General features: G+C 69.2%; 12 protein-coding genes. 7 read left to right on the top strand and 5 right to left on the bottom strand.

Going from position 1 to position 11,659, the window contains the following annotated elements; translation table 11 throughout:
* Nucleotides 1-60: 60 nt before the first annotated feature.
* Nucleotides 61-924 (bottom strand): patatin-like phospholipase family protein, encoded by an 864-nt coding sequence (locus CDO52_RS06800; RefSeq protein WP_017619874.1) that lies wholly within the window; start codon nt 922-924, stop codon nt 61-63.
* A gap of 209 nt (nt 925-1,133) precedes the next feature.
* Between CDO52_RS06800 and CDO52_RS06795 the strand changes: the two genes are divergently transcribed.
* On the top strand, nt 1,134-1,622 hold the full coding sequence (locus CDO52_RS06795) for a hypothetical protein (protein WP_017619875.1): 489 nt from the start codon (nt 1,134-1,136) through the stop codon (nt 1,620-1,622).
* A gap of 97 nt (nt 1,623-1,719) precedes the next feature.
* On the opposite strand, the gene CDO52_RS29205 is transcribed toward CDO52_RS06795, so the two are convergent.
* Together CDO52_RS29205 and CDO52_RS29200 are read right to left on the bottom strand one after the other, a co-directional pair.
* The gene (locus CDO52_RS29205) at nt 1,720-2,016 is read right to left on the bottom strand and encodes a hypothetical protein (protein ID WP_332459808.1); all 297 of its coding nucleotides are present in this window, start codon (nt 2,014-2,016) and stop codon (nt 1,720-1,722) included.
* Nucleotides 2,017-2,044: 28 nt separating this feature from the next.
* A complete protein-coding gene (locus CDO52_RS29200; protein ID WP_332459807.1) occupies nt 2,045-2,365 on the bottom strand; it encodes a hypothetical protein in 321 nt (106 codons plus the stop codon).
* Between the two features lie 343 nt (nt 2,366-2,708).
* On the opposite strand from CDO52_RS29200, the gene CDO52_RS06785 reads away from it, so the two are divergent.
* A complete protein-coding gene (locus CDO52_RS06785) occupies nt 2,709-3,683 on the top strand; it encodes a 4-hydroxy-3-methylbut-2-enyl diphosphate reductase (protein WP_017619877.1) in 975 nt (324 codons plus the stop codon).
* A gap of 87 nt (nt 3,684-3,770) precedes the next feature.
* On the opposite strand, the gene CDO52_RS06780 is transcribed toward CDO52_RS06785, so the two are convergent.
* Entirely contained in the window at nt 3,771-4,307 is a 537-nt protein-coding gene (locus tag CDO52_RS06780) for a DUF4245 domain-containing protein (protein WP_017619878.1), read from the bottom strand.
* Between the two features lie 30 nt (nt 4,308-4,337).
* Nucleotides 4,338-4,976 carry a TetR/AcrR family transcriptional regulator gene (locus CDO52_RS06775; protein ID WP_026126013.1) on the bottom strand — a complete coding sequence of 213 codons (639 nt, stop codon included), beginning with the start codon at nt 4,974-4,976 and terminating at the stop codon, nt 4,338-4,340.
* Between the two features lie 179 nt (nt 4,977-5,155).
* On the opposite strand from CDO52_RS06775, the gene glpX reads away from it, so the two are divergent.
* From glpX to CDO52_RS06750, 5 genes are all read left to right on the top strand, one after another.
* Nucleotides 5,156-6,181 carry a class II fructose-bisphosphatase gene (gene glpX, locus CDO52_RS06770; RefSeq protein WP_017619880.1) on the top strand — a complete coding sequence of 342 codons (1,026 nt, stop codon included), beginning with the start codon at nt 5,156-5,158 and terminating at the stop codon, nt 6,179-6,181.
* Between the two features lie 204 nt (nt 6,182-6,385).
* Complete coding sequence (locus CDO52_RS06765; protein WP_017619881.1) at nt 6,386-7,864, top strand: DUF3352 domain-containing protein; 1,479 nt, start codon at nt 6,386-6,388, stop codon at nt 7,862-7,864.
* A 485-nt stretch (nt 7,865-8,349) separates the two neighbouring features.
* The gene (locus CDO52_RS06760; RefSeq protein WP_017619882.1) at nt 8,350-8,958 is read left to right on the top strand and encodes a DUF1707 SHOCT-like domain-containing protein; all 609 of its coding nucleotides are present in this window, start codon (nt 8,350-8,352) and stop codon (nt 8,956-8,958) included.
* Nucleotides 8,959-9,333: 375 nt separating this feature from the next.
* The gene (locus CDO52_RS06755) at nt 9,334-9,969 is read left to right on the top strand and encodes a lytic polysaccharide monooxygenase auxiliary activity family 9 protein (RefSeq protein ID WP_017619883.1); all 636 of its coding nucleotides are present in this window, start codon (nt 9,334-9,336) and stop codon (nt 9,967-9,969) included.
* 199 nt (nt 9,970-10,168) lie between these two features.
* Nucleotides 10,169-11,554, top strand: a complete 1,386-nt coding sequence (locus tag CDO52_RS06750; RefSeq protein WP_017619884.1) for a class II fumarate hydratase — start codon at nt 10,169-10,171, stop codon at nt 11,552-11,554.
* Nucleotides 11,555-11,659 lie beyond the last annotated feature (105 nt).

The following is an 11,659-nucleotide window of genomic DNA, read 5'->3' as shown; positions in this document are numbered from 1 at the left end:
GGGGACGTTTCCCGTCATGGCGCGAGGGGCGGTGGACAGGCGGGCGCGTCCCCAACCGGTTCAGCCCGTGTCCGCTGTGCCCCAGGCCGCGCGGACCTCGGCGAGGACCTCGGCGGCCTGGGCCCGCCCGGCACGGGCCGCCGGGGCGCGGCGGGCGGGGTCGAGCGGGTTGGAGCCGATCGCCTCCTTGGCCGCGGCACTGGGCACGACCAGGGCGGTGCGCGGCGTTCCGGGCAGCTGCGCCAGCTCCTCGGAGGTCGACGGGATGTGCCCCACTCCCGCGTCGATGGGGGCGAGGACGACGACGTGGTCGTACCCCTCGGCGAGGTCGACGTTGGCGGCGGAGCTGACGCCGCCGTCGATGAACAGGCGGCCGCCGATGATCGCCGGAGGCCAGACGCCGGGGACGGCGCAGGAGGCCAGCACGGCGTCGGGAAGCGGAACACCGCTGTCGCGGCCGAAGGCGGCCCGTTGCCCGGTGCGCGCGTTCACCGCCGTGATGCGCAGGTCGCGCTCGGGCCAGTCGTGCGAGGGGAGGCGGGCGGCGATGACCTCGCGCCGCGCGACCAGGGACTCGGATGACGACAGGGACGCGGTCGCCCTGGCGTGGGCGATCCGCCCGATGCGGGCGCGTGCCCGCGCCGGGTCCCGCTCCGTGAGGAACGCCCACACCATCCGGGCGAGGACCCGTCGGGAGATGCGGGCGGCGACCTCGCCGTTGGGCGAGCGGAGCTGGCGCGCGAAGAGGGTCTCCAGCGCCTCACCGGACGTGATCTGCGCGCCGACGACGGAGCCCGCCGAGGTCCCCACGATCAGATCGGCCTCGGTGAGGTCCACCCCGGCCTCCTGGAGCCCGGAGAGAACGCCCAGTTCCCAGCCGATCCCGGTGAGCCCTCCGCCGCCCAGTACGAGTGCCCTGCGCATTCGCTCCGCCCTTCGTCCGAGGTCTCCTCGGACAGGATACGGGGACGCAGAGTGATCAGAAGGTGGCACCCGCGGGGCGATTCGGAATTGCCACGGATGCCTTTTGTGCAGGTCATTCGGCCTAGACCGAATGGTTTTGACGGCATGTGAGCCACGCCACAGGCTCGTGAGTATCCGGTCCGACCGCGACCTGAACCACGGAGGCGGTCATGAACGAGTACAGCACCACGGGCTCCCGGATCGCGGCCGTCGTCACCGTCGGCTTGATGGGGCTGGTCATGGCGGGAACGCTGGTCACCGCGCCCGCCCACGCGTCGACCCGGCCCGCGGAGGCGGTCCCGACGCCGGCCGTGTCGACCGACAGCGGCACGCTCACTCTCGGGGAGAACGCCTCCGGCACGGCACAGTCATGCCGGGCCTATCTGGGGAAGCCCTACAAGGCCAGCGGGCCTCGCGTGAAGGCCCTCACCTATGTCCGGGACTGCACGTGGCGGTGGTATTTCAAGGCCCGACTGCAACGATCCCGCTGGTACGGCTGGGAGACGATGGACGAGCGGGAATGGAGGGGGAACGCGACCCACATGCTCTCGACCGACTGCGCCGGCACGCATACCTACCGACTGTGGATGCGTATCGACAACCCGCGGGGAGACGTCAAAATCATCACGGGCCGCGAGGCGCGGCTGAACTGCGGCTGACGTGCTGACCCAGCCTCGCCGCCCGCGCCAGGGGCCATCGACCCGGTCTGCGGTCGATGGCCCCGCCTGTGTCGCGTCTGCTTGCTGGGTACCCCGGCTACTCGGTCCGCTGCAGCTTGGCGATGCGGTTGTCGTACATCTTCACGAACTCCGGCCGCTCGGCGTTGGCGATCTCGTAGGCGCGCAGGTCGCGGACCTGGTCGATGGTGAGCTTGCGCAGGCGGGCGCGGATGGAGGGCAGGGTGAGGCTGTCGTAGCCGGGGACCGGCAGCTCTTCGGCCGAAGGGGCGGCCTGCTTGCGGACCTTCTCCAGGACCTCGTCGCTGGCGACCTGGGTGGTGGCCTCCGCCCCGGCGATCTCCTCAGCGATGGTGTCCTTCTCCTCTGGAGCCACGAGCGGGGGCTCCTCGGTGGTCGGGGCGTCATCCGCGGCTGAAGGGGTGTCGGCCGCGGGGCGTCGCTGTCCGTAGTGGCCGCGGGGCGTCGTCGTCCTTCGATTCAGCGGCCTTCTCGCCGGTGGCCGGGACCTCGGTGGCCTCCGACCGGGTGACCGGCTTGGGCTCCGGCGCCGCCGGGGCCGTCGTCTCGGTGGTCTCCGCCTTCGCTACCGCGTCGGCCTTCTCAGTCGTTGAGCCCTGCTGTACCGGGATGGTGGACCGTTCGGGGGCCGGGGCCTCGGCCTTCTGTCCGAAGACCCCCTTGACCAGGGTCATCACCTTGCTGACGATCGACGGCTTAGACATGGGACTGGGGGCTCCTGACAATCTCGGTGGGGTAGAACATCACGGCGCACTCACACTGGGGATGTCCCATCGAGAGACCCGATGGAGTGGGTGCGGACGGCTGGCACAGTGGTGCTCGCTGCTGCTCAATACTGCGATCGAATGACGAGAATTCAACCCAGAATAGGGGAGTAAGAGTCGCCCGCCGCGCGCGGTTTGTGAATGGTTCCGGCTGGTCGCGACGGAAACGAGTACGGACTGTTATCACGCATTCATCAAATCGGTTGGCCCCATCACCCAAGGTGAGGGGTGCGTCTGATCACAGCCGCACCGCCGTAGGCCCATGGGCCGTAGGATGGAGCACATGACTGCGACGAATCGCCGCCGTGTCCTGCTCGCCAAGCCCCGTGGTTACTGTGCCGGGGTGGACCGCGCTGTCGTCACGGTCGAGAAAGCCCTGGAACAGTACGGGGCCCCGATCTACGTGCGCAAGCAGATCGTGCACAACACGCACGTCGTACGCACGCTGGAGGAACGCGGGGCCATCTTCGTCGAGGAGACCGACGAGGTGCCCGAGGGCGCCATCGTGGTCTTCTCCGCCCACGGCGTGTCGCCGATGGTGCACGAGGAGGCCGAGCGCCGCCAGCTCAAGACCATCGACGCCACCTGCCCCCTGGTGACGAAGGTGCACAAGGAGGCCAAGCGCTTCGCCAAGGAGGACCGCGACATCATCCTGATCGGGCACACCGGTCATGAGGAGGTCGAGGGCACGAGCGGCGAGGCCCCGGAGCACATCCAGGTCGTGGAGAGCCCGGACGAGGTCGACAAGGTCAACGTCCGCAACCCCGACAACGTCTCGTGGCTGTCCCAGACCACGCTGTCGGTCGACGAGACGAACCAGACGGTCGACGCGCTGCGTCAGAAGTTCCCGAACCTTCTCGACCCGCCGAGCGACGACATCTGCTACGCCACCTCCAACCGCCAGGACGCGGTCAAGGAGATGGCGCCGGAGTGCGACCTGGTCATCGTGGTCGGTTCGGACAACTCCTCCAACTCGGTGCGGCTGGTCGAGGTCGCCCTGGACGGCGGGGCGAGCGCGGCCCACCTGATCGACAACGCCTCCCTGATGGAGGAGGCCTGGCTGGAGGGTGTCACGACCGTCGGCGTGACCAGTGGCGCGTCGGTGCCCGACATCCTGGTCCAGGACCTGCTGCGCCAGCTCGCCGAGCACGGTTTCGACACCGTGCAGGAGATCGAGACGGCCGAGGAGCGGCTGACCTTCTCGCTGCCCAAGGAGCTCCGCAAGGACCTGCGGGCCGAGGAGCCGGCCGGCTCGTAGAAGCGGTCCCCACTCTCGTAAATGTGCGCGGCCCCGCAATCCGGTGTTGACGGATGCGGGGCCGACGCGTGTCCGGGGTCCGCCGACTCAGCTCTGGGGTTCCAGCGACCCGGCCAGCGTCTCCAGCTCATCGAAGCCCGCGCTGCCGACGACGATGACGGTCGCACCCTCCTCGCGCTTCACCAGTGCGCGGCGGGGTTTCTTGTCGCTCTGCGACGGGCGCTCGAAGCGCTCCCAGCTCGCGCCGTCCACGTCGGTCGTCCCGGCCGACTCGCCCTTGGTGGTGTCAGCGATGAAGTCGTCGGAATCCGCGTCGCTCATGGCCAGCTCGGCGTGCCGGTCGGCGGGGGTGGCGAAGCCGAGCGTCCAGCTCACCGGGTCGTCGGTGGTCAGCCTCGAACTGGTCGCCACCCACCCCTCGGGCAGCTCGTCACCCGGGACATAGGTGGTGTAGGAGGCGGTGTCGCGCAGGGTCGCCGCGTCGATGCGGTAGTCGACGCTCGGGATGTGTTCCTCCCGCCCTCCCGCGACCACGATGGCCATGACGAGCAGGATGCCGACGATGATGCCCATCGCGACGGCCAGGGACCCGAAGGTCGCGTTGGCGCGGTTGTAGCTACTCATGATGCTTCAAGCTTGCCGTAATGAAGCGGGTCACTCGTCCCGGGGCCGGGGTCTCCGTTCCGCGGCGTACTGCGGCTCCAGCCGGGACAGCAGCGCGGTGATGTCGTCGGCGAGTCGTCGCGCGTCCTTGTCGTCGCGGCGGATCACCTCGGCCACGGCGACCAGCATGGCGCCGCTCACGACCATGAGGAGCGCCTCGTCGACGGGTTCGTCGGCCTTGCGGAACAGGGCGACGTTCCGGTCGGTCCACTCGCGGAGCCGACCGCGCAGCTGGGAGTCGAACCCGGGCGGTCCGTCACCGCAGAAGAAGAGGAGTGTGGTCTCCCTCTCCTCTATACATCCTTCCAGGTAGGCGCGGGCGGCGGCGTACATCAACCGGGTGGGGTCGGTCTCCCCCTGGGCGCGGGCGTCACTGACCGCCCGGTGGGTGCGGTCCTGCTGGCGCTGCTGGAACTCCTCATACAGCGCCATGAAGAGGTCGGCCTTGCCGCTGAAGTGGTGATACAGGCTCCCGACACTGGCCCCGGCCTCGGCGACGACCTCGCTCACGCCGGCCTTGGCGAACCCCACCGTGCGGAACACGTGGGCCGCCGCGTTCAGGAGGGCGCTGCGGGTGGCCGCTCCGCGGTGCGAGACCCGCACCGGCTTGTGCACCTTGTCAACAGTCAAGTCCGAATACCGTCCCGTCCCATTCACGACAGCGTGCCGACGGCCCGCCTTGGGACGAGGTTACGCCAGTTGATTACGCTGGTTCCAAGCCACCGCACTCGGCGGGGGAACGTTGTGCCCGCGAGCACACCCGTTGTGAGCTGGGCATTGAGTGCCGCACTTGAGAGGCTGTTCGAAAGATGACCAATCCCACCGCACCCGTGTCCCGCGCGCCGGAGGCGCCTGACCGCAACCTGGCCCTCGAACTGGTCCGGGTGACCGAAGCCGCCGCTCTGGCCGCGGGCCGTTGGGTCGGCAAGGGGGACAAGATCGGGGCCGACGGCGTCGCCGTGCGCGGCATGCGGCATCTCATCAGCACCGTGTCGATGAACGGGACGGTCGTCATCGGCGAGGGCGAGAAGGACAACGCCCCGATGCTGTTCAACGGAGAGCGGGTCGGCGACGGCCGGGGGCCGGAGTGCGACGTGGCGGTCGACCCGATCGACGGCACCCGGCTGACCGCGATGGGCATGCCGAACGCGATCGCGGTCATCGCCGTGAGCCCGCGCGGGTCCATGTTCGACCCGTCCGCCGTGTTCTACATGGACAAGCTGGCGACCGGCCCCGCCGCGGCGGGAGTGGTGGACATCACCGCGCCGGTCGGCGACAACATCCGGGCGGTGGCCCGCGCCAAGGGCGGGACCCCCGCTGACGTGACCGTCGTCATCCTGGACCGGCCGCGGCACAAGTCGATCGTGCGCGAGGTGCGTGAGGCCGGTGCGCGCATCAAGTTCATCACCGACGGCGACGTGGCCGGTGCCATCATGGCCGCCCGCGAGGGGACCGGCGTGGACCTGCTGCTGGGGATCGGCGGGACACCCGAGGGCATCATCACCGCGTGCGCCATGAAGTGCCTCGGCGGCGTGATCCAAGGCCGGTTGTGGCCACAGGACGAGGATGAGCGGCGCAAGGCGATGGACGCCGGGCACGACCTGGACCGCGTGCTGACCACCGACGACCTGGTTTCCTCGGAGGACGTGTTCTTCGCGGCGACCGGCATCACCGACGGCGAGCTGGTCGAAGGCGTCCGCTACCAGGCCGGAGGCGCCGTCACCGACTCGCTGGTGATGCGCGGGCGCAGCGGCACGGTCCGCAAGGTGCACAGCGAACACCGCATCGACAAGCTCGCGACCTACTCCGGCGTGGACTTCGAGACCGCGCGTTAGGGCTGTCCGCCCCGTCGGTTATGGGCGGGATCAGGGGCAATCGACGACCTGCGGATTGGTACGGTCTACATCGACCAAGCTTGTCCCTCCGGAGGTTCGATGTCCTACCCTGACCCGCCCAGCCAGCCGTCATGGGGGCCTCCCGGTCCGCAGACCGGGGGACAGCCTGTCGGACAACCCGGATATCCGGGATATTCCATGGGTATGGGCGCACCGCAGCCGCCGCAGTACGCCGAGCCGCGGAAGAACCGCATCTGGATGGTCCCGGTCGCCGCGGGCCTGGGCGTCGTGCTGCTGGCATCCACTGTGTGGGCGGCCAACACGGTCATCGGCGGATGGTTCGGCGGACCGCAGCCGGAGACGGTCATGCCGTCATCGTCGGTGGTCTTCGCCAAGCTCGACCTGAAGCCGTCGGGCGGGCAGCTGGCGAACTACGCGCAGTTCGTGGACAAGCTTCCGGACGAGGTCAAGGACGAGCTCGATCCCGAGTCGGACCCCGCGCGCGACCTCGTCGAGAGCGAGTTCGAGTACCTCGACTACGACAAGGACGTCGAGCCCTGGCTCGGCAAACGCTTCGGGTACGCGATGTGGGAGACCGACGCCTCGGCGGCGCAGGTCTCCGATGACGGCATGGCGATGGCGTTCGCCGTGGCCGTGACCGACGAGGACGCCGCACGGACCGCGCTGCAGAAGGTCCAGGACGAGACGGACCTGTCCTTCGACTTCCGGGACGACTTCGCCATCCTCGCCCCGACCCAGGCGACGCTCAGCGACCTGGACAGCAAGGTCGCGGCCAGCGGCACACTCGACGGCCAGGAGAACTTCGCCTCCGACATGGAGAGCGTCGGCGGCGACACCCTGGCGACCGCGTGGATGGACCTGGGAGAGATCAGCAGGATCGAAGCCGGCTCAGGCTCCGGCGGCCTCGGCAGCTCCTCCAACCCCTTCGAGGACCTGACCGGTGGTGAGGACGTCGAAGGCCGTCTCGCGCTGTCGCTGAAGGTCGAGAGCGAGTACGCCGAAGTGCGTGGCGACGTGTTCGACGTCAAGAGCGGCGACGCCCTGGACGACTACAAGGCGCCCGAGCCCGGGCTGGAGGCGATGTCGTCGCTGCCGAACAACACCGCGATGGCGGTGGGCGGCAGCGGCCTGGACAGCATGGCCGAACAGGTCTGGGAGGAGAACGCCGACGAGTTCGGCGACTTCGAGGACGCCCTGGACACGGAAGGGGTGTCGCTCCCCGAGGGCTTCACCCAGCTGCTCGGCTCGAAGACGGCGCTCGGCATCACCGACGTCCAGGGATCGTTCGACGAGGTCTTCGAGAACGACTTCTCCTTCCAGTTCCGGGCGACCGGCGCCGACTCCGATCTGCTGAAGTCCATGGTCGAGGACATGTCCGCGGGATCCTACGGATCGACGCCGGGCGTCGACACCGACGGCGACGCCGTCGTCGTCTCCTCGGGGGCGACCGGCACCGGAAAGCTCGGTGAGGACACCTACTTCCAGCGGGTCATGGAGGGGACGGAGGACTCCCACCTCGGTGTGTACATGAACCTGCGCGAGCTCTCGCCGGGCGACGAGATCGCCAACCCCGAGCAGTGGGGGGCCATGGGCGGCGCGATGAACTTCGACGGGTCCAACGGTTCCGTCGTGGCACGGTGGGCTCCGTCCGGCGCCGCGTAATGCGGTGACCTGACGAGATCGCGGCGACCGTAGCGGCCGCGCTCAGCGAGACCGACGAGCGGGCGGCATCCCCAGCGGGGGTGCCGCCCGTTTCGCGTTCGGGACCGTCGGCACGCATCACCGCCGACAGCGGCCGATGCGGCTAACGTTGGGTGCTTTGAACCCTCCCCCAGCAAAAGCAGGGGGATTCCTGGCTCAGGAAGCCCCGCAGGCCAGCGACCTGAAAGGTCGTAATCCCTCAACACCAGCCGGGACGGAACCTGCCCGGTTTGGTACCGCAAAGCTGGGTGGTTCTGTGCCGTCTTGGTTCTCGACCGGCACCGTGTACGCGCTTGGTTCTCGCAACGCACGCGGTATACCTTAGCCGATTACCCGATCACGTGGGCGGTCTTTCGCCCTGGCGGCGAAACCCCGTTCGTGCCCTGCTCCGCAGGGGTTAGATTCCTCCCCCGGCTAAAGCCGAGGGCATCCTCGAAGGAGACCCGGTGACCGACGCACTGCCTCCGGAGCGGCTGCGCGCCTCCCATGCCGACCGGGAGCGCGTCTTCGACGTGCTGCGGAGTGCCGTGGAGGACGGGCGGCTGGACATCTCCGAGTTCGAGGAGCGCGCCGAACGCGTCTACCGGGCGCGGACGCTCGGCGAGCTGCCCGAGATCACCCGCGACCTCGTCCCGACCGAGAAACAGCCGATCCAGCCGCACTCGGGGCCGATCACCGCGTTCTTCGGCGATGTCCGGCGCTCCGGCCGGTGGGTGCTGCGCACTGAGGAGTACGTGGTCGCCGTGGGCGGCAACGCCGACGTGGATCTCCGCGAGGCGCTGATGATGCGCAACCGGGTCCAAGTGAACGCCTTCAGCCTCTTCGGCCGCGTCCGCATCCGTGTGCCCGAGGGGATCGACGTGCGGATGGGCGGCCGGGCGTTCCTCGGGCGGCGCACCAGTTCGGCGCGGCCGCCGGAGGAGAGCGACGCGCCGGTCCTGGAGATCGCGGGGTTCTCGCTTTTCGGCTCGGTGAGCGTGCACGCGCCGCGGCGGCGGAGCCGACGGCCGCGTTGGCGTCTGCCCCGGTGGCGCGATCGCCGCCACCTCCGTTGATCTCGGAGATATTGGGGTCTCAGCGCCGATTTTTATCCCACTATCTCCGAGATCAACGGAGGGAGGGGGACGGCTCGGGGAAGTTGAAGAATAACCGAGTGTCAGGTAAGTGATCTCTGGCCTCCGCGTCACCCCCGCTTCACGAGGCCACTGGTCCGCCTCGCCGCCTGCACTGGTCCATGGTTTCTCCGGCGACCTCCCGAATCTCCACGGTGACCTGCGCGGACAAATTACAGGAAAGTACCTTTCCTTTTAGTTGAATCCGTGCCTATATTTCGGTCACCCCCACCATTCGGTGCGCACCGTCTGGAACTCCCCCGGTGGGTCCCGGGGCGGTCCCGGCCCCGGTCCCCCGCTCCCGCAGGAGGACGACCTATGCCCAGACGACGCACGACCGCCGCCCTCGCCGTGATCGGCGGCTTCACCCTGCTCTTCAGCGGACTCACCACGGCCGCCGCCAACGCCCACGGCAGCATGCAGGACCCCGTCAGCCGGGTCTACAACTGCCGGTTGGAGGGGCCGGAAAACCCCAGTTCCGACGCGTGCCGGGACGCCATCGCCCAGGGCGGCACCCAGCCCGTCTACGACTGGAACGAGGTCAACATCCCCAACGCCGCCGGGCGGCACCGCCAGCTCATCCCCGACGGGCGGCTGTGCAGCGCCGGACGCGCCAAGTACGCGGCCTTCGACGCCCCGCGTACCGACTGGGTCGCCACCGACCTGCCCTCGGGCGGGACACGGACGCTCACCTTCCACGCCACCGCCCCGCACCGGGGAACCTACGAGTTCTACCTGACCCGGGACGGCTACGACCCGTCCCAGCCACTGAAGTGGTCCGATCTGGAGTCGACACCCCTGACCACGGTCACCGACCCGGCGACCTGGAACGGGCGGTGGAGCACCACGGTGCGGCTGCCCCAGAAGAGCGGACGGCACATGCTGTACGTGATCTGGCAGCGCTCCGACAGCCCCGAGGCGTTCTACTCCTGCTCCGACGTGGTCTTCAGGTGACACGCGCTTCGACGCTCGGCTGACCGGCCCTCCCCCGGGCCCCGGACCGCCGCGGGGCGGTCCGGGGCCGCCGTCGCGCCCGACGTGACTCTGCGCACGTTCGCGGAGGTCGTGGGCGTGTGAGGCGGGGTGCGGGAAGCCTCGGCATGGGGTATCTGGCAGTCTTGTGCACAGGTTTCCCTGGAGGTGTCTTTCAGCAATGAGTGAATTCCGCATCGAGCACGACTCGATGGGCGAGGTCAAGGTCCCCGCTGACGCCAAGTGGCGCGCCCAGACGCAGCGCGCGGTCGAGAACTTCCCGATCTCGGGGCAGGGCCTGGAGAGCGCGCACATCGCCGCTCTGGGGCACATCAAGGCCGCCGCCGCCAAGGTCAACGCCGAGCTCGGGGTCGTCCCGGACCACCTCGCCAAGGCGATCCGCGACGCCGCCCTGGAGGTCGCCGAGGGCAAGTGGGACGACCACTTCCCCATCGATGTGTTCCAGACGGGTTCGGGCACGTCCAGCAACATGAACACCAACGAGGTCGTCGCGACGCTGGCGAGCGCGCGCCTCGGCGAGGACGTCCACCCCAACGACCACGTCAACGCCTCGCAGTCGTCCAACGACGTGTTCCCCTCGTCGATCCACATCGCCGCGACCGCGGCCGTGGTCAACGAGCTGATCCCGGCGCTGCGCCACCTGGAGGGCGAGTTCACCCGCAAGTCGGTGGAGTTCTCGACCGTCGTGAAGAGCGGCCGCACGCACCTGATGGACGCCACCCCGGTCACCCTGGGCCAGGAGTTCGCCGGCTACGCCGCGCAGGTCCGCTACGGAGTCGAGCGCCTGCAGGCGGCGCTGCCGCGCGTCGCCGAGCTGCCGCTGGGCGGCACCGCCGTCGGCACCGGCATCAACACCCCGGAGGGCTTCTCCGAGCGGGTCATCGCCGAGATCGCGACCGCCACCGGCCTGCCGCTGACCGAGGCCCGCGACCACTTCGAGGCGCAGGGCGCCCGTGACGGCCTGGTCGAGCTCTCCGGGCAGCTGCGGACCATCGCGGTGAGCTTCGCCAAGTTCGCCAACGACATCCGCTGGATGGGCTCCGGCCCGCGCACCGGTCTCCAGGAGATCTTCCTGCCCGACCTCCAGCCCGGGTCCTCGATCATGCCCGGCAAGGTCAACCCGGTGCTGTGCGAGGCCATGCTGCAGGTCTCCTCGCAGGTCGTCGGCAACGACGCGGCGGTGGCGTTCGGTGGTGCCACCGGCAACTTCGAGCTCAACGTGCAGCTCCCGCTCATCGCCCGCAACGTGCTGGAGTCGGTCCGCCTGCTGGCCAACGTGTCCCGCGTGTTCGCCGACCGCTGCGTGGCCGGGATCGAGGCCAACGAGGAGCGCTGCCGCGAGTACGCCGAGTCCTCCCCCTCGATCGTCACGCCGCTCAACCGGTACATCGGCTACGAGGAGGCCGCCAAGGTCGCCAAGCAGGCCCTGGCCGACCGCAAGACGATCCGCGAGGTCGTGCTCGAACGCGGCTACATCGCCGACGGCAAGCTCACCGAGGCGCAGCTCGACGAGGCGCTCGACGTGCTGAAGATGACGAACTCCTAGACGCGCGACCCGGTCGCCCGCCCATGGAATTCGTTCGGCGGGAAGCCGGTGTGCCGGGGTGTCCCAGCGCACCGGCTTTTCTTTTTCCCCGGATCCTTTTCCGAT

This window comes from Nocardiopsis gilva YIM 90087, assembly GCF_002263495.1.
GTDB lineage: Bacteria > Actinomycetota > Actinomycetes > Streptosporangiales > Streptosporangiaceae > Nocardiopsis_C > Nocardiopsis_C gilva.
This window is presented reverse-complemented; position numbering and strand designations above follow the sequence as displayed.